General features: G+C 62.2%; 19 protein-coding genes. 1 reads left to right on the top strand and 18 read right to left on the bottom strand.

The genetic code is table 11. The annotated features are described in order from the left end of the window. Window positions 1–8: 8 nt before the first annotated feature. Window positions 9–536, bottom strand: a complete 528-nt coding sequence (locus AC1DUR_RS18585) for a YgjP-like metallopeptidase domain-containing protein (RefSeq protein ID WP_477720280.1) — start codon at window positions 534–536, stop codon at window positions 9–11. Window positions 537–704: 168 nt separating this feature from the next. On the opposite strand from AC1DUR_RS18585, the gene AC1DUR_RS18580 reads away from it, so the two are divergent. Next, window positions 705–2,081, top strand: coding sequence for a patatin-like phospholipase family protein (locus AC1DUR_RS18580; RefSeq protein WP_477720279.1), 1,377 nt, complete (start codon window positions 705–707; stop codon window positions 2,079–2,081). A gap of 55 nt (window positions 2,082–2,136) precedes the next feature. Here AC1DUR_RS18580 and lysS read toward each other — a convergent pair whose 3' ends face one another. The 17 genes from lysS to AC1DUR_RS18495 form a co-directional block, all read right to left on the bottom strand. Next, window positions 2,137–3,687 (bottom strand): lysine--tRNA ligase, encoded by a 1,551-nt coding sequence (gene lysS, locus AC1DUR_RS18575; protein WP_477720278.1) that lies wholly within the window; start codon window positions 3,685–3,687, stop codon window positions 2,137–2,139. 184 nt (window positions 3,688–3,871) lie between these two features. Next, entirely contained in the window at window positions 3,872–4,531 is a 660-nt protein-coding gene (locus AC1DUR_RS18570; protein ID WP_477720277.1) for an LON peptidase substrate-binding domain-containing protein, read from the bottom strand. A 168-nt stretch (window positions 4,532–4,699) separates the two neighbouring features. Beyond that, window positions 4,700–5,572, bottom strand: a complete 873-nt coding sequence (gene accD, locus AC1DUR_RS18565; RefSeq protein ID WP_477720276.1) for an acetyl-CoA carboxylase, carboxyltransferase subunit beta — start codon at window positions 5,570–5,572, stop codon at window positions 4,700–4,702. Window positions 5,573–5,678: 106 nt separating this feature from the next. Further along, window positions 5,679–6,497 carry a tryptophan synthase subunit alpha gene (gene trpA, locus AC1DUR_RS18560; protein WP_477720275.1) on the bottom strand — a complete coding sequence of 273 codons (819 nt, stop codon included), beginning with the start codon at window positions 6,495–6,497 and terminating at the stop codon, window positions 5,679–5,681. Beyond that, window positions 6,494–7,855: a tryptophan synthase subunit beta gene (gene trpB, locus AC1DUR_RS18555; protein ID WP_477720274.1), complete on the bottom strand. Its 1,362-nt coding sequence runs from the start codon at window positions 7,853–7,855 to the stop codon at window positions 6,494–6,496. Before trpB ends, trpA begins: the two co-directional genes overlap by 4 nt. Beyond that, window positions 7,833–8,576 (bottom strand): phosphoribosylanthranilate isomerase, encoded by a 744-nt coding sequence (locus AC1DUR_RS18550; protein WP_477720273.1) that lies wholly within the window; start codon window positions 8,574–8,576, stop codon window positions 7,833–7,835. Before AC1DUR_RS18550 ends, trpB begins: the two co-directional genes overlap by 23 nt. A 156-nt stretch (window positions 8,577–8,732) precedes the next feature. Beyond that, on the bottom strand, window positions 8,733–9,527 hold the full coding sequence (truA, locus tag AC1DUR_RS18545) for a tRNA pseudouridine(38-40) synthase TruA (RefSeq protein ID WP_477720272.1): 795 nt from the start codon (window positions 9,525–9,527) through the stop codon (window positions 8,733–8,735). A gap of 63 nt (window positions 9,528–9,590) precedes the next feature. After that, the gene (locus tag AC1DUR_RS18540; RefSeq protein WP_477720271.1) at window positions 9,591–12,305 is read right to left on the bottom strand and encodes a FimV/HubP family polar landmark protein; all 2,715 of its coding nucleotides are present in this window, start codon (window positions 12,303–12,305) and stop codon (window positions 9,591–9,593) included. 253 nt (window positions 12,306–12,558) lie between these two features. Next, the gene (gene asd / locus AC1DUR_RS18535) at window positions 12,559–13,698 is read right to left on the bottom strand and encodes an aspartate-semialdehyde dehydrogenase (RefSeq protein ID WP_477720270.1); all 1,140 of its coding nucleotides are present in this window, start codon (window positions 13,696–13,698) and stop codon (window positions 12,559–12,561) included. A 282-nt stretch (window positions 13,699–13,980) separates the two neighbouring features. After that, on the bottom strand, window positions 13,981–15,051 hold the full coding sequence (gene leuB / locus AC1DUR_RS18530) for a 3-isopropylmalate dehydrogenase (RefSeq protein WP_477720269.1): 1,071 nt from the start codon (window positions 15,049–15,051) through the stop codon (window positions 13,981–13,983). A gap of 80 nt (window positions 15,052–15,131) precedes the next feature. Then, window positions 15,132–15,782 (bottom strand): 3-isopropylmalate dehydratase small subunit, encoded by a 651-nt coding sequence (gene leuD / locus AC1DUR_RS18525; protein ID WP_477720268.1) that lies wholly within the window; start codon window positions 15,780–15,782, stop codon window positions 15,132–15,134. A 12-nt stretch (window positions 15,783–15,794) separates the two neighbouring features. Next, on the bottom strand, window positions 15,795–17,216 hold the full coding sequence (gene leuC, locus AC1DUR_RS18520) for a 3-isopropylmalate dehydratase large subunit (protein WP_477720267.1): 1,422 nt from the start codon (window positions 17,214–17,216) through the stop codon (window positions 15,795–15,797). 24 nt (window positions 17,217–17,240) lie between these two features. Then, a complete protein-coding gene (locus AC1DUR_RS18515) occupies window positions 17,241–18,218 on the bottom strand; it encodes a LysR family transcriptional regulator (RefSeq protein WP_477720266.1) in 978 nt (325 codons plus the stop codon). A 160-nt stretch (window positions 18,219–18,378) separates the two neighbouring features. Beyond that, on the bottom strand, window positions 18,379–18,759 hold the full coding sequence (locus AC1DUR_RS18510; RefSeq protein ID WP_477720265.1) for a hypothetical protein: 381 nt from the start codon (window positions 18,757–18,759) through the stop codon (window positions 18,379–18,381). A 104-nt stretch (window positions 18,760–18,863) separates the two neighbouring features. After that, entirely contained in the window at window positions 18,864–20,174 is a 1,311-nt protein-coding gene (gene gltA, locus AC1DUR_RS18505) for a citrate synthase (protein WP_477721945.1), read from the bottom strand. 22 nt (window positions 20,175–20,196) lie between these two features. Then, on the bottom strand, window positions 20,197–20,520 hold the full coding sequence (locus AC1DUR_RS18500) for an FAD assembly factor SdhE (protein ID WP_477720334.1): 324 nt from the start codon (window positions 20,518–20,520) through the stop codon (window positions 20,197–20,199). Window positions 20,521–20,542: 22 nt separating this feature from the next. After that, the gene (locus tag AC1DUR_RS18495) at window positions 20,543–21,247 is read right to left on the bottom strand and encodes a succinate dehydrogenase iron-sulfur subunit (RefSeq protein ID WP_011484502.1); all 705 of its coding nucleotides are present in this window, start codon (window positions 21,245–21,247) and stop codon (window positions 20,543–20,545) included. Window positions 21,248–21,256: the final 9 nt, after the last annotated feature.

Raw genomic sequence — 21,256 nt, 5'->3', positions numbered from 1 at the left:
GGTGTCTGTTAGGCCGCTGGCCAGTCCAGCTTGCCCGCCGCATCGATGTGCGTGAGATAAACGCGCAGGTCAAATTCGTACTGGTGGTACTGCGGCTCCATGTAGGTGCAGAGCTGATAGAAGGCTTTGTCATGCGCCTTTTCCTTGATGTGGGCCAGCTCGTGCACCGCAATCATCTTCAGGAACTCGGCAGGAACGTCCTTGAACAGCGTGGCCACACGTATTTCGCGTTTGGCCTTGAGCTTGCTGCCCTGGACCCTGGAGATGGCCGTGTGGGTCCCCAGCGCGTGAGCGATCACATGGAGCTTGCTGTCAAACGCGACTTTGCTGAGCGGTTCGGCGTTGCGCAAAAACGTGTTTTTGAGGTCCATCACGTAGTCGTACAAGGCCTTGTCGGTGCGTATGTCGTGTGCCCTCGGGTATTTCGCGAGCAGCATGTCGCCCAGACGCTCCTGTGCCATGAGCTGCTGTACCTGGGCTTTGAGGCTGTCAGGGTAGCCCGAGAGGTATTTCATCGGATGGCCGACGGGATTCATTTGCGATTTGTTTGATGGCTGCCGACGTTTGCCAGCAGGCAGCCGGATGCATGGAAGCCCGCGGAGGGCTGCTGATTCCCGGACGCGGGGAAAGTTACTGATTTTAGTCGTGGAGCGGCCGTGATGCGTGTGGCGCGCATCGACACCATTTTTTGCTAATCTTGACCCATGAACCACGTCCAAAGCTTTCCAACCTGTCGCATCACCCTGGCTTTGCAGGGCGGCGGCTCGCACGGTGCCTTCACGTGGGGCGTGCTCGATGCGCTGCTCGAAGACGGGCGCATCGATATCGAGGGGATCAGCGGCACCAGCGCAGGGGCCATGAATGCGGTGGCGCTGGCGCATGGCTTTGCCGGTGCCGAGGGAAAATCCAAAGTGCAGCAGCATGACGCGGCACGCGAAGCGCTGGCCAGCTTCTGGAACGGCATCGTCAGCATGGGCGCGCTGTCGTCGTCGATGTCACAGTCGCTGTCGAAAATGCAGCGCGCTCCGTTTGACATCCTGTTTGGCCACATGGCGATGGGAACGTCTGAGGGGCCGTCCAGGTTATGGACCGATGCCATGACGCGCTACTGGGCCAATACGCTGTCGCCTTACCAGAGCAACCCCTTTGATATCAACCCGCTCAAGACATTTCTGGAGAGCCAGGTCGATTTCGAACGGCTGGCGACCGCCCGTCACCCCGGCACGCCCAAGGTATTTGTGGTGGCCACGCGCGTCAACACCGGCAAGGCCGAGGTGTTTTCAGGCAAGCGCCTGACGGCCAGCGCCGTGATGGCCTCGGCCTGCCTGCCGATGGTGTTCCAGGCGGTGGAGATTGAGGGCGATCATTTCTGGGACGGCGGTTATTCGGGCAATCCCGCGATCCATCCATTGATCTATCACTGCGACAGCCGCGATATCGTGCTGGTGCAGATCAATCCCATCAAGCGCGAGTCACTGCCGACCAACGCGAACGAGATCATGGACCGCATCAACGAAATTACCTTCAATGCCGGGCTGATTGCCGAGATGCGGGCCATTGATTTCGTCAAGCGCCTGTTGGCCGAAGGCAAGCTCGATCCGGGGCACTACAAGAATGTGCTGATGCACCGGGTGGATGGTGGCGAGGCGCTTGAGCGCTTCACGGCCTCTACCAAGTCATCGACCGATGCCGGCCTGATTCACGGCCTGCGCGACCTGGGCATCCGTTGCGGCAAGGAGTGGCTGGAAAAGCACTATCCGGCGCTGGGCGTGAAGGACAGTGTCAACATTGCGCGGGATTATCTTGATGATTTGCGCATGCCGGTAACGAATGCGAATGGGCAGCCGGCGCGCCCGGAACGCCCGGAACGCCCGGAAGCCGTGGAGGCCAGCGAGCGCGGCAAGTCGGCAACCTTACCGCCAGTACCTTCAGCATCAACGGGGGCCGTCAAGGTATCGGCACCAGTACAGGCGCCCGCGCCTGCGCCCGCATCAGCGCCAGCCGCGCGCAAGACCGTGCGTCACAAAATCCGCTCGGTGCTGGACAACTACCTGCACAAGCTCAAAAAGCGCAAGGGCTGAACCGGGTCCGGCCTGTCCGGCGTGTTGCCTGCGCAGGCACGCCCCTGCGGCGCGCTTACGCTTCGCGGCGCAGTGCGGGGAACAAAATCACATCGCGAATGCTGGGGCTGTCGGTCAGCAGCATCATCAGCCGGTCTATGCCCACACCGCAGCCGCCGGTCGGCGGCATGCCGTATTCGAGGGCGCGAATGAAGTCGTGGTCGTAGAACATGGCTTCGTCGTCGCCGCTGTCCTTGGCTGCCACCTGGGCATTGAAGCGGGCCGCCTGTTCCTCTGCATCGTTCAGCTCGGAAAAGCCATTGCCGAATTCGCGGCCGGTGATGTAAAGCTCAAAGCGTTCCGTGACTTCGGGGCGCGCATCATTGGCGCGCGCCAGCGGGGAGATTTCCGTGGGGTGCTCCATGATGAAGGTCGGCTGCCAGAGTTTTTCTTCGACGGTTTCCTCAAAGTACATTACCTGCAAACTCGCGAGTGAGCGCGTGGACAGGTGGTTTTTTTCTTCGGTCAAGCCCAGTTTTTTGAGCGCGTTGGTCAACCATGCCGCGTCGTCAACCTGCGCACCGGCTTCGGTGTGCTTGAGGATGGCTTCGCGAATGGTCAGGCGTTCAAAGGCCGGTTCCAAGTCCACCGGCTTGCCGCCGTAGCTCAGTTGCAGGGAGCCCGTGACCTTTTGGGCCGCATCGCGAATCAGTGCTTCGGTAAACGTCATCAGGTCAGAGTAATTCCACCAGGCCGCGTAGAACTCCATCATGGTGAACTCGGGGTTGTGGCGCACGCTGATGCCTTCGTTGCGGTAGCTGCGGTTGATTTCGAATACACGTTCAAACCCGCCGACGATCAGGCGTTTCAGGTAGAGCTCGGGCGCGATGCGCAGGAACATTTCCTGGTCCAGCGCGTTGTGATGCGTCTTGAAGGGCTTGGCATTGGCGCCGCCCGGAATCGGGTGCAGCATGGGGGTTTCGACTTCGAGGAAGTCGTTGGCCACCATGAATTCGCGAATGCCGCTGACCGCCTTGCTGCGCGCGATGAAGCGCTTGCGGGCGGACTCGTCCATGATCAGGTCCACATAGCGCTGGCGGTATTTGACTTCCTGGTCGGCCATTCCGTGGAATTTGTCAGGCAGGGGGCGCAGGCTTTTGGTGACCAGCCGGACACTGGTGGCATGAATCGACAGCTCGCCGGTCTTGGTTTTGAACAGCGTACCGGTGGCCGCGACGATGTCGCCCAGATCCCAATGCTTGAAGGCGGCATGAACTTCTTCGCCCACACCCTCGTTGTTGATGTAGACCTGGATGCGCCCACCGGACGGACCAAACGAAGCGTCCTGCAGCGTGGCAAAGCTGGCTTTTCCCATCACCCGCTTGAGCATCATGCGGCCGGCAACGCTCACTTTCACCGCCAGGGGTTCCAGCTCTTCCTTGGTCTTGCTGTCGTACTGCGCAAACAGTGCCTCGGCCCGGTGTTCGGGCCGGACGTCGTTCGGGAAGGCTACGCCGGCGCTGCGAAGGCCCTTGAGCTTTTCGCGCCGCTCGACCATCAGCTGGTTGTCGTCTGGCGGGGCGGAAATTGCGCTGTCGGCTGCGGGCAAAGCGGGGTGGATGGACATAGGGGTGGGTGTTCCGGAAAAAGGTCTCGAAAGTGCAGGGCGCTGCACCATTCCAAAATGGCCAGAAAGCGCCCAACCCATGATTTTAAGTTTTTAACCGGCTGTTTTACGGTTTAACGACCGTGATACGGCGGATTTTCCCGGATCGAAGCCCAGGCCACGCAACGCAAGGGAAGGCCAGGCGTTAAGCGGAGATGCCGCTGCGGCCCAGGATGTCGCTCACCAATTCAAGCCTGAGCAGCGGGTTGTCCAGTTCCATCAGGCGTTGTTTGAGCTGGAGCGAGATCGGCAGCAATTCACACCAGCGGTTGGCGACCCAGCCGCAGTCGTCGAGCCTGTAGGGCGGGTACATGGGCATTTGCCCGGCCGGCACGCCGCGCGTCTGCAGGGTCTGGATCAGCTTGCCGAGCGCGTTGGCGGTGTCCTGCAGGTCTTCCGGGATCTTCACGGCGATATCGTCGTCCTGGCGCGTGACATTGGCGATCCACAGACCGTGTTTCATTTTTTCGCTGCTGGAAATCGTAAAACGCTGGGTCCCGGTGCAGCGAATCACCATCAAGCCGGCTTGCGGGACTGAAAATTCGGTGATCGTGGCCAGGGTGCCGACCGTGCTGAAGGCTTCGTGCGCAAAGCCGTCACCGCCGGGCCCGGCATTGTCGGGCCGGCGGACCTCCGAGCCTTCGGTCAGCGAGACCACGCCAAAAGGTGCGCCCGCCTTGTGGCATTTGCCGATCATGTCGAGGTAGCGGACTTCAAAAATCCGCAGGGGCAGCAGGCCGCCGGGGTAGAGCACCGTGCCCAGGGGAAACAGCGGCAGGGAGGTCAGGGTCAAGGTTTCGGACATGGCGTCATGCGTCAAATTACGTTGAATGACATCATCCCACGCCCGCATTTCCCTGCTCCTGGCCGCTGCCAGATGTGCCCAACCCAAAAGGGGGCTATTTCGTGCCCGCGGCAGCGCTTTCGCGAGAGGCGCAGAACAGGCGCGGTGAACGGGGCCGGGTTACAGGGTTCAGCTGACGGCGTCGGCCGGCTGCCTGAGCAGCATGGCCAGCGAGCTCGCCACCGTCTTGCGCAATTCGCGCCGGTCGCAAATAAAGTCGACGGCCCCTTTGGTCTGCAGGAACTCGGCGCGCTGAAAGCCCTCTGGCAGGGTCACGCGCACGGTGGACTCGATGACGCGCGGGCCGGCAAAACCGATCAGCGCCTTGGGCTCGGCAATCACGATATCGCCGACAAAGGCAAAGCCGGCGCTCACGCCGCCCATGGTCGGGTCGGTCAGCACGCTCACGTAAGGCAGGCCTTTTTTGGCCAGGCGGGTCAGCGCCGCATTGGTCTTGGCCATCTGCATCAGACTCAGCAGGCCCTCCTGCATGCGCGCGCCTCCGGTGGCGGTGAAGCAGATGAAGGGCACTTTCTGCTCGATGGCCGCGTGCACGCCGCGCACAAAGCGCTCGCCGACCACGCTGCCCATGCTGCCACCCATGAAATCAAATTCAAAGCACGCAACCACGACGGCAATGCTGTGCACGGCGCCGCCCATCACGATGAGCGCATCGGTTTCACCGGTGTTTTCCAGCGCTTCTTTCAGGCGCTCGGGGTACTTGCGGCTGTCTTTGAACTTGAGCGCATCCACCGGCAGCACTTCCTGGCCCAGCTCATAGCGGCCTTCGGCGTCGAGAAACGCATCCAGCCGGGCACGCGCGCCAATGCGGTGGTGGTGGCTGCATTGCGGGCAGACGTTCTGGTTCTTTTCCAGATCGGTCTTGTACAGCACGGCCTCGCAACTGGGGCATTTGATCCACAGTCCTTCGGGCACGCTGCGGCGCTCGGTCGGATCGGTCGGGCTGATTTTTGGAGGAAGTAGTTTTTCTAACCAAGACATGGTGTCAGTCCTTGTTGGGATGCGTCTGCGCTACGCTGTTTCACTGTCGCTGCGGCTGCAGGCGCGCGAAAAACGCAATTATGCGCCGGGTTTGGCGGGTCAAAAATCAGTCCAGAGCAGTACGGATTTCTTTCAGAAAGTCATGGGCCACGGTCGCAACCTTGTCCCGCGGCTGGTTTTCTATCAGCTGGATGATCTTGCTGCCGATCACGACCGCGTCCGCCACCTTGCCGACGGCTTTGGCGGTGGCTGCGTCGCGAATGCCAAAACCCACGCCCACAGGAACGTTCACGTGCTGGCGGATGCGCGGCAGCATGGCTTCCACGGCGTCCACGTCCAGGGTGCCCGCGCCGGTCACGCCCTTGAGTGAGACGTAATACACATAGCCGCTGGCAACTTCGGCAACCTGCGCCATGCGTGCGGAGGTAGAAGTGGGTGCCAGCAAGAAGATCAGGTCCATGCCGTGCGCGCGCAGCCGGGCAGCAAATTCGACGCATTCCTCGGGCGGATAGTCGACGATCAGCACGCCGTCCACACCCGCTTTTGCGGCATCGCGGATAAAGGCGCTTTCCGTTGCGCTGCCGCCATGCTTGATGTCGTAACGTTCGACGGGGTTGGCATAGCCCATCAGGACCACCGGCGTGGCACCGTCTTTTTGGCGGAAGATGCGTACCATCTCCAGCACCTGAGCCAGGCCGATGCCAAGGGCCAGGGCTTTTTCGCCCGCTTTCTGGATCACCGGGCCGTCGGCGCTCGGGTCCGAGAAGGGCACACCCAGCTCAATCACATCGGCGCCGCCGGCCACCATGCTGTGCATTAACTCGGGGGTGATGTCGGCAAACGGGAAACCCGCCGTCACATAGGGAATCAGGGCCTTGCGGCCCTGGCTTTTCAGGTTGGCGAACGTGGCGCTGATGCGGCTCATTTCCTGGCCCCCACGCTTGTCGCTTCGTGTGCCTTCGGCGGTGCGCTGCCCCTTTCATCACCAGAAGGGGCTAATTTTCCCAGGGGCGGCCCGTCGGAAAATTCCTTTGACTGTTCGCTGCCCTTGACGGCATGGCCGCGCATCGAAGGCCGGTCATAAAAGTCAGCCCCCGACAAATCGGCCACCGTGCCGATGTCCTTGTCGCCCCGGCCCGAGAGGTTGACCAGAATGCTCTGGTCGCTGCGCATGGTTCTGGCCATTTTCATGGCGCAGGCCACGGCGTGGCTGGATTCCAGCGCAGGAATGATGCCTTCGGTACGGCACAGGTAGTGGAACGCTTCCAGCGCCTCGGCGTCGGTGATGCCGACATATTCGGCCCGGCCGATGTCTTTGAGAAACGCATGCTCCGGGCCCACGCCAGGGTAGTCCAGCCCCGCACTGATGCTGTGCGTTTCGGTAACCTGGCCGTCTTCGTTTTGCAAGACATAGGTACGGTTGCCATGCAGCACACCGGGCAGGCCGCGCTGCAGCGAAGCCGAGTGCTTGCCGCTGTCCATGCCTTCGCCGGCGGCTTCCACGCCGATCAAGCGTGTTGTTTCATAGGGAATGTAAGGATAAAAAATGCCCATGGCATTGCTGCCGCCGCCCACGCAGGCCACCACCGCGTCGGGTTGGGGCTTGCCGATGAATTCGGGCATCTGCGCCAGGCATTCCGTGCCAATCACGCTCTGGAAATCGCGAACCATCATGGGGTAGGGGTGCGGGCCCGCCACGGTGCCGATGATGTAAAAGGTGTTGTCCACATTGGCAACCCAGTCGCGCATCGCTTCATTCAGCGCGTCTTTCAGCGTCTTGCTGCCGCTTTCAACCGGCACCACGGTGGCACCCAGCAGCTTCATGCGGTAGACGTTGGGGCTCTGACGTTTGACGTCTTCGCTGCCCATGTAGACCACGCATTCGAGGCCGTAGCGCGCACAAATGGTGGCGGTGGCCACGCCGTGCTGGCCGGCGCCGGTTTCGGCAATCACACGCGGCTTGCCCATGCGGCGTGCCAGCATGGCCTGGCCGATGGTGTTGTTGATTTTGTGTGCACCGGTGTGGTTGAGGTCTTCGCGTTTGAGGTAAATCTGCGCGCCGCCCTGTTCGCGGCTCATGCGGGCCGCGTGGTAGATGGGGGAAGGGCGGCCCACAAAATGCTTCAGCTCGGAATGGAATTCGGCGAGGAATTCCGGGTCGTTCTGGTATTTGGCGTAGGCGTCTTTCAGCTCATTGACCGCATGGGTCAGAGTCTCGGAAATGAAGCTGCCGCCGTAAATTCCGAAATGCCCGGAAACGTCAGGTTGGTGATAGTCGAACATGGCTAGGAGGGTTTCTTGCAAGTTGTTCGTCGGCCGCGCGAACGGATGCGACAAATTGGTTGATTTTGTCGGCGCTTTTGATTCCTTTGGAAATCTCGACGCCTGAGCTCACATCAACGGCCAGCGTTTTACAGCGCGGCCTGACTTGCAAAATGCCATCGGTCACATTTGCAGGCGTCAATCCACCAGACAAAACGAGGTGAGCGCTGACGCTTGGAGGAAGAAGTGACCAATTGAATGCTTTCCCGCCGCCGCCATAGCCCTCGACATGGGCGTCGAGCAGGATGGCTTGGGCTGTCTTGAAATCTTCGGCATATTTTACGAGATCGAAGCGACCCTGGTTTCCGGCGGGGTCTGCCGCGGCATGTTCGCCCAGCGGGATACGGGCGGCGCGCATGAAGGGCCGGCCCGCCTGCAGGCAGACTTCAGGCGTTTCATCACCATGAAACTGCAGCAAGGCCGAGGGAATATGGGCGCAGGCAGCCATGATTTTTGCAAGTGGTGCGTTGACGAAGAGCAGCACCGGCGTGACGAAGGGCGGCAAGCGGCGGGCCAGTTCGGCGGCTCGTTCCACCGTCACATAACGCGGGCTGGGCTCATACATGACAAAACCGACCGCATCTGCGCCCGCGGCCACAGCCGCATCCACATCTTCTTCCCGCGTCAGGCCGCAGATCTTGATGCGGGTGCGAGTGGGCGGCGGGGTATTTTGCGTGCTCATACCGAGGGGTCTATGGCGCGAAGCGCCGCGCATAGCCTATGAAACCGGCGCTGCACAGCCCAGGAACGCCGCGGAACCGGCTTTGCCGGGCCGCAGGTGTTGCCCCCTTGAGGGGGGAGGCGACCCACACGCAGTGGGGGAGCAACGGGGGGAGCGTCATGGGATCCAATCATAAGCCGCCGTGCGATTTGGCAGGCCATAGTGGTCTTCATAGACAGGCCCCAGGAAATAGAGGCCGTTGGGTGAAAAGGTGGGGGCGGCGGCATCCCGGCTGCGTGCGGCCATCACCTCCAGGAGCCAGCCAGGCTCATGGCTGCCTTGACCTATGGCGACCAGGCAGCCCATGATGTTGCGGATCATGTGATGCAAAAAGGCGTTGGCCTCGAACTCGAAGCGCCAGTACTTTGAACCGGTACCGGCACGCTCCGAAATTTCGATCCGGTTGATGGTTTTGACGGGCGATTTGGCCTGGCATTGCGCTGCCCGAAAGGAGCTGAAGTCATGCTCGCCAACCAGGTGCGTGATGGCCTGCCGCATCGCCGCACCGTCCAGCGGCCGGTAGACCCAGCCGACACGTCCGGCCTCCACGCTGGGTCGCACGGGTGATTCCAGCACCACGTAGGCGTAGCGGCGTGCAATGGCACTGCCTCGGCAATGAAACGCGTCAGGAACTTCGCGTGCCCACTGCACCGCGATGTCGGAAGGCAAAAAGGTGTTGGTGCCGCGGATCCATGACCCCATGTCACGGTGCAGGACGGTGTCAAAGTGCACGACCTGCATCAGCCCGTGAACGCCGGCATCGGTGCGGCCGGCGCACAGGGTACGCACGGGCCGGGCGGCAAATTTGCCCAGTGCCAGCTCCAGCTTGTCCTGTACCGTGTTGCCCGACAGCTGGCTTTGCCAGCCTTCATAGGCGCTGCCGCTGTAACTGATACCGAGCGCAATCCTCACGGGGAAACCTTCTCGGCCAGCGAACGCGAGGCGCTCAGGCCGGCCTGCAATACCACCCCGGGTTCACGCCAGGGCGTTGAGAAACGCCTGCGCTTTGACCTTCAGCGGCCCTTTGGCTTCGGCCAGCACCTCTTCGGCTAGGGACCGCGCGCCGTCCGGATCACCCAGGGAGCGGAATTCCTCGGCCAGCTGGAACTTGGTTTCCAGCGGATCGTTGGACGCGGCTGCCTGGGTGTGAATCGGGCTTTCAGTTGCGGGGCCGTCGTCCAGGTCCAGCGACAGCGAACCGAGGTCAAATTCCAGCATGCCGCTGTCGGAAGCGGCTGGCGCAGGCGCGGCGGCGGCCTTGGTGGCCAGGACCGGCTTCGGGGCAGCTATGGGCTCGGGGGTAAAGTCCAGTCCCGCGGAGGGGAAGTCCATCTCGAGCGCCGGCGCTGCGGCAGGCTTGGATACCGGTGCAGGGGCCGCTATCTCGGGCAGCGAGACAGTGGCACTGCCGAAATCCATGTCAAGGTCGGGCAAGGCGGGAGCTGGCGCGGGGGCGGGCTTCGCTGCCACAGGCGGCTCTGGCGGCCGGGGGGGTGTCGGTCGTACCGGGGGGGTAGGCGAGGCAACGGGGGTGGTCGCCGCGTCTTCTGCATCGCCCAGCGAGAAATCGAGGTCGAGATCGACATCCACCACAGGCGGCGTCACGGGGGCGGCAGGTGCAGGCTGGGCTGCTCTGGCGACCGTGCCGGAAGCAGTATTGAAAGCGGCTGCGCCGCTGCCTTTGCCTCCGGCCATGGGTTGTCCGCCAGGCTGGTACATCGGGTTGCCCGGATCCAGTTCACGGCCCATTTCGCTGATATACGCCCAGTCCGGGCCATTGCCCTGCGTCAGGTTGAAGGCCTCGACCGCCACGGTCTCAAAGGCCTTGGTGTCGCGGCGCTTGGCATAGATTTCCATCAGTTTGGCATGGATGGCCACGCGCGTCGGGCTGGTGCGCAGGGCTTCCTTGAGGATTTCCTCAGCCTGCAAGTCTCGTCCGTAGGCCAGGTAAACATCGGCCTCGGCCACTGGATCCACATCGCCGGCCGCATCGAGCTGGCTGGGCGAGTACACGAGGGACGATCCCGTGGCGTTGCCCTCGTTGGTATCGATGCGCTGGCCACCGCTGGCGCCAAAGAAGGAGTCGGGTTGCAGGCGGCTTTCCAGGAAGGAGCTGTCAACCTGGGCGGGGTTGCCGCGCTGGCGGTAGCGGTAAAAACCGAAGCCGGCCAGCAGGGCCAGCAGGCCGCCGGCCAGCGGCAGGGTCAGCGGGTTCTCCAGCAAACCGTCCACCAGGCTGGGTTCCGGGGGTGGAGGAGCGACCACCACGGGCTTCTTGGGGGGGACGACTGCAGCCACTGGGGGCATTGCACCGGCTGCAGAGGCCGGGGTGATAGCTGCCGCTGCGGTGTTTGTGGTGCTGTCCGCGGCATTGGCCGCTGCGGCAGCACTGGCAGCGGGGACGGCCGGGACCGCGGTGGCTGCAGAGGCTGGAGCCGCTGGTGTGGATACGGGGCTGCCGGCGGTGCCAGGTTGGGCTGAATTGGCCGCCACAGCCGCAGGGGGCACAGGTGCAGGTGCGGGTGCCGCAAGGCCCGACGGCGCGGGCAAGGCAACGCCGGGCGCCTTGGCGGCGCTGGCGGCTGCCACCGGAGCGGGGGTAACGCCCAGCTTGTTGAGATCGCTGATGTTTTTGGACAGCTCCGCCACGCGGGTGGAGGCGTCCTGGGCTTGCCTGTCTTTGGCTATCTTGTCTTCGGTTGCTGCTTTGCCCTGAACCGCACCTTTGGACAGCGTCAGCTTGTCGGGGGTGGTGGTTGCCGGTGTGCGATCCTCCACCTTGGCCTGAACTTTTCCGCCGGCCTGCCTGTCGGCATCGGCTACCTGGGCGGTTGGCACGCCTTCGGCGAGTTTGCGCCGGAAGCTGTTGAAATCCCTGCTTTGGGCAACGATGGTTTGCGTGGCTTCGCGCGGTGAAATCGCGCTGGCTGTTTCCGCGCTGGGCATTTCCAGCACGGCGCCGGATTTGAGCCGGTTGATGTTGCCGCCGATGAATGCGTTCGGATTGCTCCTGAGCATGGCCACGAGCATCTGGTCCAGCGATACGCTGGCGGGTTTGTTCTCGGCAGCGATCTTCCCGGCGGTATCTCCGGCCTTGACCGTCAGCTGTTTGTCGCCCACGGGGGCTTTGTCAGCCGGCGCGGCTTTGGCTGCGGGTGGGGCTGGCGGTGTGGCTGGAGGGGAAGTCGTTCCCCGGGCTGGCGCTGCGGTACTCGGTGCGACCGGCCGTGACAACTGGGGTGCGGTTGGCGTGACAGCCGTGCCCGCGGACCGCAGGTTGGGCGGGTCAAACAGCATGGTGTAGTCGCGGGTGATCCGTCCGGAGGCCCAGCTGGCCTCAAGGATGAGGTCGACAAACGGCTCGTTCACGGGTCGGCTGCTGGTCAGGCGCAAATAAGCCCGGCCATCGGCGCGGCGCTGCAGGTTGATCTGCAGGCCAGACAGCGCGGTGGTGTATTCAAGCCCTGCTGCCTTGAAGGTGTCGGCAGACGCGACACCCGCCTTCAGGCTGGAGGCCTCGTCTGCAGTGATGTCCGCGATGTCGATTTCTGCGCGAAGGGGTTCCCCCAGCGCCGATTGAACCGTTATTCGGCCCAACGCCAGGGCATGTGCTTCCAGACTTGCCAGGCTACCCAGCAATGCAATAGCGCTCGCCAGAGCACCAATACGCCAACGACCACGATGATTCATGGGTTTTTGATCCTCGATTGCTGGGGTTGCATGTAACTTTATTCTGCTTAGGCGCACAAAAACCTCAATGCGAATTTTCGAAAAACAACCATAACATCAAGGCATTAGGCTGACAAGCTAAGACACCACTTAAGTTTTGACACGGCGAGTTAGCATCAACTTACAAGTTTCAGATGTTGTCTGACGACAACGACCTGTGACAAGTGGTTACGGACGGACGGGATGCCTCCCGGCCGCCCGTCCGTGCCTGCGTTCAAGCCTGCAGCAGGATGCGCAGCATGCGGCGCAACGGCTCGGCAGCCCCCCAGAGCAGCTGGTCGCCGACGGTGAAGGCGCCCAAATAGTCCGGGCCCATGGTCAGCTTGCGCAGACGCCCCACAGGGATCTGCATGGTGCCGGTCACGGCCACCGGTGTCAGGTCCTTGATGGAGGCTTCGCGCGTGTTGGGCACGACCTTGACCCAGTCGTTGTCGGCGGCGATCAGGGCTTCGATGTCGGCCAGCGGCACGTCTTTCTTGAGCTTGAAGGTCAGCGCCTGGCTGTGGCAGCGCATGGCGCCAATGCGCACGCAGAAGCCGTCGACCGGCGTTTCGGCCGTGCCAAAGGCCGCGCCTTGGCCCAGGATCTTGTTGGTCTCGGCGCCGCCCTTCCATTCTTCCTTGCTCATGCCGTCGCCCAGGTCTTTGTCGATCCAGGGGATGAGCGAGCCGCCCAGCGGGACGCCGAAGTTGGCGGTTTCGCCGCCACTCAGCGACTGCTGTTTGGCTAGCACGCGGCGGTCGATTTCAAGGATGGCGGATTTCGGGTCGTCCAGGAGCGCCTTGACGTCGCTGTTGAGCGTGCCGAACTGCGTCAGCAACTCGCGCATGTGCTGCGCGCCGCCGCCGGAAGCGGCCTGGTAGGTCATGCTGGTCATCCACTCGACCAGGCCCGCCTTGTACAGTGCGCCCACGCCCATCAGCATGCAGCTGACCGTGCAATTGCCGCCGACCCAGTTGTTGCCGCCCTTGGCCATGGCATTTTTGATGACGGGCAGGTTGACCGGATCCAGGATGATCACGGCGTCATCGTTCATGCGCAGGGTGGAGGCCGCATCGATCCAGTGACCCTTCCAGCCGGCGGCGCGCAGCTTGGGAAATACTTCGGAGGTGTAGTCGCCGCCTTGTGCGGTGATGATGACGTCGCACTTCTTGAGCGCCTCGATGTCAAAAGCATTCTTGAGCGTGGTTTCGTTCTTTGCCTGGGCCGGGGCTTTGCCGCCGGCATTGGAGGTGGAGAAGAAAACCGGCTCGATCAGGTCGAAGTCGCCTTCGGCCTGCATGCGGTCGATCAGCACCGAGCCGACCATGCCGCGCCAGCCAACGAGTCCTGTGAGATTGCCTTTGAGTTTCATGGAATTGCCCTTCAAAAAGTACGAAAAACAGGCTTTTTGACCCGGCTCATCGAGCCGGCGGGCACGACGAACCGGGCTTGTCAGCCTTTAATGGTGGTCGTTTTGGTGATCTGGGCAAAAACCGGCGCAGCGCTGAGCGCGCGCGAGGCGGCAGTGCAGCGGATGGGTGCGGGGTTTTTACACATGGTGCTGATTGTAGCCAAGCTTGGGCTTCGCGCGGCTGACGGCTGGCTCAAACCCCCGGCAACGCGGTGGTTTGAGCCGGTTTGCGGCAAAAAAACGTCAGCCGAGCGCCTTCACGACTGCATCGCCCATTTGCACGGTACCGACCCTGGTCGTGCCTTCGCTGTAAATGTCGGGTGTGCGCAGCCCCTGGCTGAGCACCGCATCCACGGCTTTTTCAATGCGCGCGGCGGCTTCGGGCTGGTTCAGGCTGAAGCGCAGCATCATCGCGGCGCTCAAAATGGTGGCCAGTGGGTTGGCCACACCCTTGCCCGCGATGTCGGGTGCGCTGCCGTGGCTGGGCTCGTACAGGCCCTGGTTTTTGTCATTCAGGCTGGCCGAAGGCAGCATGCCGATGCTGCCGGTCAGCATGGCGGCGGCGTCCGACAGAATGTCACCAAACATGTTGCCCGTGACCACCACGTCAAATTTCTTGGGTGCCTTGACCAGCTGCATGGCGGCGTTGTCCACGTACATGTGGTCCAGCGCCACGTCGGGGTACTGCAGCCCGATTTCCGTCACGACGTCTTTCCAGAGCTGGAAGGTCTCGAGCACATTGGCCTTGTCGACGCTGGTGACGCGCTTGCCACGCTTGCGCGCCGCCTGGAAGGCCACATGGGCGATGCGTTCGATCTCGGGGCGCGAGTAGCGCATGGTGTCAAAGGCTTCCTCGGCACCAGGAAAGTGCCCGTCGGTGGCCACACGGCGGCCGCGCGGCTGGCCGAAGTAGATGTCGCCGGTCAACTCGCGGATGATCAGGATGTCCAGGCCGGCGACCAGTTCGGGTTTGAGGCTGGAGGCGTGTGTCAGCTGCTCATAGCAGATGGCCGGCCGGAAATTGGCAAACAGGCCCAGGTTTTTGCGCAGGCCCAAAATCGCCTGCTCGGGACGCAGCGGACGGTCCAGCTTGTCGTATTTCCAGTCACCGACCGCGCCAAACAGCACGGCGTCGGCGTCCTTGGCGAGCTTCAGGGTGGCTTCGGGCAGGGGGTGGCCATGGGCCTCGTAGGCGGCGCCGCCCACCAGCGCGGTTTCGGTTTCAAGCTTCAGGTCCAGAACGCTCAGGACCTTGACCGCTTCCGCGACGATTTCGGTACCAATGCCGTCACCCGGGAGAATTGCGATTTTCATGGTTGCTATCTTTTTTGTATGGCCGCTCATGCCCATATTGATGGGGCAAAAGCATGATTTGACTGAAAAATACCGGCTGATCAACCCGGGATGGTGTGGTTGAGCCAGGGCTTCTTCGCGAGGCGCTCGGCTTCAAATGCCTTGATCTTGTCGCTCTGGCGCAAGGTCAGGCCGATGTCGTCCAGACCGTTGAGCAGGCAGTATTTGCGGAAAGCCTGCACATCGAAAGGCAGCTCTTCGCCTTGGGGCTTGACGATCACTTGCCGTTCCAGGTCCACCGTGAGCTGGTAGCCCGGGAACGCGAACGCCTCGTCGAACAGCTGGGACACCTGCGCCTCGGGCAGCACGATGGGCAGCAAGCCGTTCTTGAAGCTGTTGTTGAAGAAGATGTCGGCATAGCTCGGCGCGATGATGGCGCGAAAGCCGTACTGGTCGAGCGCCCACGGCGCATGCTCGCGGGAGGAACCGCAGCCGAAGTTCTTGCGCGCGAGCAGGATGGAGGCGCCGGCGTAGCGCGGCTGGTTCAGCACGAAGTCCGGGTTGGGCTTGCGGCTGGCCGGGTCCTGCCCGGGAAAGCCGGCGTCCAGGTAGCGCCACGCGTCAAACAGGTTGGGGCCAAAGCCGGTCTTGCGGATGGATTTGAGGAATTGCTTGGGGATGATGGCGTCGGTGTCGACGTTCTCGCGGTCCATCGGTGCCACGAGGCCCTTGTGTACGGTGAATTTTTGCATGTGTGACTCGGTTCAGACAAATTTACGCACGTCGACAAAATGGCCATGCACGGCCGCCGCCGCCGCCATGGCCGGGCTGACCAGATGGGTGCGGCCACCCGCACCCTGTCGGCCTTCAAAGTTGCGGTTGCTGGTGGAGGCGCAGCGTTCGCCGGGCTCCAGCCGGTCGGCATTCATGGCCAGGCACATGGAGCAGCCGGGTTCGCGCCACTCAAAGCCAGCGGCCACAAAAATCTTGTCCAGGCCTTCACGCTCAGCCTGTTCCTTCACGAGGCCGGAGCCCGGCACCACCATGGCCAGCTTGACGTTCTTGGCGACCTTCTGGCCCAGTTTCTTGACGATCGCGGCGGCTTCGCGCATGTCTTCAATGCGGCTGTTGGTGCAGGAGCCGATGAACACCTTGTCGACGTAGAGGTCGTTCAGCGCCTTGCCCGGTTGCAGGCCCATGTAAGTCAGCGCTCGCTCGATGGCGCCACGTTTGTTGGCGTCTTTTTCCTTGTCGGGGTCCGGCACACGGTCTTCAATCGACAGTACCATTTCAGGGGACGTGCCCCAGGTCACTTGCGGCAGGATCTGGCTCGCGTCGAGTTCGACCACGGCGTCAAATTTCGCGTCGGCATCCGAGTGCAGCGTGGCCCAGTACTGCACGGCCTGGTCCCACTCGACACCGGTGGGCGCCAGCAGGCGGCCCTTCACGTAGTCAATGGTTTTCTGGTCAACCGCCACCAGGCCGGCGCGGGCACCGCCTTCAATCGCCATGTTGCAGACCGTCATGCGGCCTTCCATGCTGAGCGCGCGAATCGCCGAGCCGGCAAATTCAATGGTGTAGCCGGTACCGCCTGCGGTGCCGATCTTGCCGATGATGGCCAGCACGATGTCCTTGGCGGTGCAGCCCTTGGGCAGCGTGCCTTCGACCTTGATCAGCATGTTTTTGGCCTTTTTGGCCAGCAGGGTTTGCGTGGCCATCACGTGCTCGACCTCGCTGGTGCCGATGCCGTGCGCCAGCGCGCCGAATGCGCCGTGGGTGGAGGTGTGCGAGTCGCCGCAGACCACCGTCATGCCGGGCAGGGTGGCGCCGCTTTCGGGGCCGATGACGTGCACGATGCCCTGGCGTTTGGACAGGAAGGGAAAGAAGGCCGCCGCGCCGAATTCCTTGATATTGGCGTCCAGCGTGGTGATCTGTTCCTTGCTGACCAGATCGGTGATGCCGTCGTAGCCCAGCTCCCAGCCGGTGGTGGGCGTGTTGTGGTCGGCCGTCGCCACAATGGAGCTGATGCGCCAGACCTTGCGGCCGGCTTCGCGCAGTCCTTCAAAGGCCTGCGGGCTGGTGACTTCATGCACCAGGTGGCGATCAATATAAAGAATGGACGTGCCGTCTTCTTCGGTGTGAACAACGTGCTCGTCCCAGATTTTGTCGTAGAGGGTGCGTCCCATGGTTTTCCTTCGTGGTTTTCAATTTTAGGCGGGTGAACGGGCACCCGCCATTGTGGTTTTTGCAGGCGTTTTGTCGGGCTTCGCGGCAGGCGCGGGCTGGGTCAGGTGCTCGACCAGCAGGCGGGCGGTCAGGGGCAGGGTGGAAAAATCCCGCGCCACGAGCTGGATCTGGCGCGCTGCCCAGTCATCCGTGAGGGCGATGGATTCAAGTTCCCCCACGTCATGCATGAGCTCGAATGCGCGCTGCGGCATCACGCCCACGCCCAGGCCGTTGTGGATCATGCGGCACATGGCGTCCAGGCCCGTGACATGGATGCGCAGCTTGATGGTGCGGCCCAGTGCCGTAGCGGCCTGCCGCATCGCCAGGTAAATCGAGCTGTTGGAGTGCAGGCCCACGTGGTCGAACTCCAGGCTGTCTTCAAAAGCGATGGCGTCCCGCGCGCCCAGCACATGCCCGCGCGGCACGATCAGCACCAGCTGGTCGTGCCGGTACGGCAGTGTCTGCAGGCCGCCTACCCCATCGGCGGTGTTGCAGATGCCCAGGTCCGCAGCGCCTTCCTGCACGGCGCGCACGACTTCGGTACTCAGGTGTTCTTCGAGGTCAATCTTGATTTCGGAATGGCGGCGGATGAAGGCGCCCAGGTCTTCGGGTAAAAACTGCACGATCGCCGAAATGCTGGCGTGTACCCGCACATGGCCGCGCACGCCAGCGGCGTACTCGCTGAGCTCGCCCTGCATTTTTTCCAGGCTGAAAAGCACGGACCGCGCATGGTGCAACAGGCTTTGCCCGGCGGGTGTCAGGTCCACGCCGCGGGTGTGGCGGTACAGCAGCGGCGTGTCCAGCGCAGCCTCCAGGTCACTGAGGCGCTTGCTGACGGCCGAGGCCGCAATGAATTCGCGTTCTGCCGCCTTGCCGATACTGCCGAGCTCGCACACCGCGACAAATAATTGCAGCGAAGTGAGGTCAATGCGGCGGGCAAAGTTGCGTTCCGAGCTTTTCATGAGGGTTAAAGTCATCGCGGTTCACGATGTACCCCTGTATTTTGAGCCAATATCCATCATCTCGTCATCGCGGTATGCGATGGGTGGCGTGCCGGTGGACTGGGACCCTGGCAATGCGGGGTTGGGTCGCTATAGAAAATAGCGACCGGTTTCGGTCCGATCAGTCAATGATGTTGTCAGGGGCCAGGACCCGGACCCGGTGGTCCACGTTGTAGCCGCCAAATTCGGTATAGCGCAGCAGGTGGCGGTCGCACCGGGCGCAATGCCAGACATCGCAGCGGTTGTACGGGAAAAACCGTACGGCAATCAGGGCATTGGGCGATTCGTAGCGGGTGCCTTGGGGGTGCCGCTCTTCCAGGGTGGGCTCGTCAAGCGCAGGGTCGCGCAGCGTCGCGACCTGGGTCATCTGCTGCACCTCCCAGCGGTATTCGGCCAGGCTTTCCCAGCCGGCGCAGGCCCCCAGTGCACAGGTGCAGGCCCGGGGGGCGGCTACCCCGGCAAGGGCCTGGCGCAGTTCGGTGGCGGTCTGGATGGGGGCCATGGGTGTGTGTGGGAAATGGCAGTAAAGATTCAAAAACACAAAAGCCCGCCAATGTTGCCATCGGGCGGGCTCTGTCGAAACGTTTGGGTCAGGTACCCCGGCCGTTAACGCTGGGCCATGGGCTTGACGTCACGCGGGGTTGAGCCGGTGAAGAGCTGGCGTGGACGGCCGATCTTGTACTCGGGGTCACCAATCATCTCGTTGAGCTGGGCGATCCAGCCCACGGTGCGGGCCAGCGCGAAGATCGCGGTGAACAGCGGCACGGGAATGCCGATGGCGCGCTGCACGATGCCGGAGTAGAAATCCACGTTGGGGTAGAGCTTGCGGGACACGAAGTAGTCGTCTTCCAGCGCGATTTTTTCCAGGGCCATTGCCAGCTTGAACAGCGGGTCGTTTTCCAGGCCCATCTCGTGCAGCACTTCCTTGCAGGTTTCTTGCATCAGCTTGGCGCGCGGATCGTAGTTTTTGTAAACGCGGTGACCGAAGCCCATCAGCTTGACGCCGGAGTTCTTGTCCTTGACCTGCTTGATGAAGTCGCCGATTTTCTCGATGCCGCCATTTTTCTGGATGTCGCCGAGCATGTTCAGCGCAGCTTCGTTGGCGCCGCCGTGGGCCGGGCCCCACAGGCAGGCCACACCGGCCGCAATGGCGGCAAACGGGTTGGTACCCGACGAACCGCACAGGCGAACCGTGGAGGTCGAGGCGTTCTGCTCGTGGTCTGCGTGCAGGATGAAGATGCGGTCGAGTGCGCGTTCCAGCACCGGGCTGACCTTGTACTCTTCGCAGGGCGTGGCAAACATCATGTGCAGGAAGTTGCCGGCGTAGCTCAGGTTGTTCTTCGGGTACATGTAGGGCTGGCCCACGGTGTACTTGTAGGCCATGGCGACCAGCGTCGGCATCTTGGCGATCAGCCGGATCGCGGCAATTTCGCGGTGCTCGGGGTTGGTGATGTCGGTACTGTCGTGATAGAAGGCCGACAGCGCGCCGACCAGGCCGGTCATGATGGCCATCGGGTGCGCGTCACGGCGGAAACCGCGCAGGAAGAACTGCATCTGCTCGTTGACCATGGTGTGGTTGGTCACGCGGCCGACGAAATCCTTTTTCTGGCCAGCGTTGGGCAACTCGCCGTACAGCAGCAGGTGGCAGGTTTCGAGGTAATCGCAATTGGTGGCGAGCTGCTCGATGGGGTAGCCGCGGTACAGCAGCTCGCCCTTGTCGCCGTCGATGTAGGTGATCGCCGACTGGCAGGAAGCCGTTGACAGGAAACCGGGGTCGTAGGTGAACATGCCTGTCTGGGCATACAGCTTGCGAATGTCCACAACGTCCGGGCCCACATTGCCGTGGTAAACGGGCAAATCGACGCTGGGGCTGCCGTTGCTGAAGGACAGGGTGGCTTTGTTGTCAGCTAGCTTCATTTCTCGCTTCTTTCGTATCAAATCACATGGAAACAGCCACGCGGCCGGCCGCTGCGGTGCGCAGCAAATTTAAAACCTCAAGCGCTTCCGAAGTAGAGGCGCTTGCCAACGCATCAGCATCGGGAAGCTGGTCAGGTTCCCGACGTTTTAACAGCAGGTCCAGCAAATCGTTGTCGGACAAGTCCATTAAATCATTCAAGCCTTTTGCCTGCCTGACGCTGAGCGTCGCTTCGTGGCGGGAAAAGAACTTTTCGATCAGCAGGTCGTTTTCCAGCAGGCCCCGGCGGCAGCGCCACTTGAGCTTGCTCAGGGCGCGCTCATCGAGCAAAACGTCAGGGGCTTCCATGCCAATCATGCCAAATAATTGATCAGACTGCGCGCAGGACCATCATTTCCTTGATCTTGCCAATGGCTCGGGTCGGATTCAGGCCCTTGGGGCAGACATCGACGCAGTTCATGATGGTGTGGCAGCGGAACAGCCGGTACGGGTCTTCCAGGTTGTCGAGCCGCTCGGCCGTGGCTTCATCGCGGCTGTCGGCAATGAAACGGTAAGCCTGCAGCAGGCCGGCGGGGCCGACAAACTTGTCGGGATTCCACCAGAAGCTGGGGCAGGAGGTGGAACAACTGGCGCACAGGATGCACTCGTAGAGGCCGTTGAGCTCGTCGCGCTCCTCGGGGCTTTGCAGGCGCTCTTTTTCGGGCGGTACGTTATCGTTGATCAGGTAGGGCTTGATCGAGTTGTACTGCTTGAAGAACTGCGTCATGTCGACAATCAGGTCGCGCACCACGGGCAGGCCGGGCAGCGGCTTCAGGACAATCGTGCCGGGCAGCGTGCGCATGTTGGTCAGGCAGGCCAGGCCGTTCTTGCCGTTGATGTTCATCGCGTCGGAGCCGCAAACGCCTTCGCGGCAGGAGCGGCGAAAGCTGATGCTCGGATCCTGCGCCTTGAGCTTCATCAGGGCGTCCAGCAACATGCGCTCGCTGCCGTCGAGCTCCACCTCGATGGTCTGCATGTAGGGCTTGGCGTCGGTGTCCGGGTCGTAGCGGTAGATCTGGAAGGTACGTTTTGACATGGGGCGTTT

It is taken from the genome of Polaromonas sp. P4_F4 (genome assembly GCF_056401355.1).
Note: the sequence above shows the minus strand (reverse complement) of the source record. Positions and strands in the feature narration are given on the sequence as shown.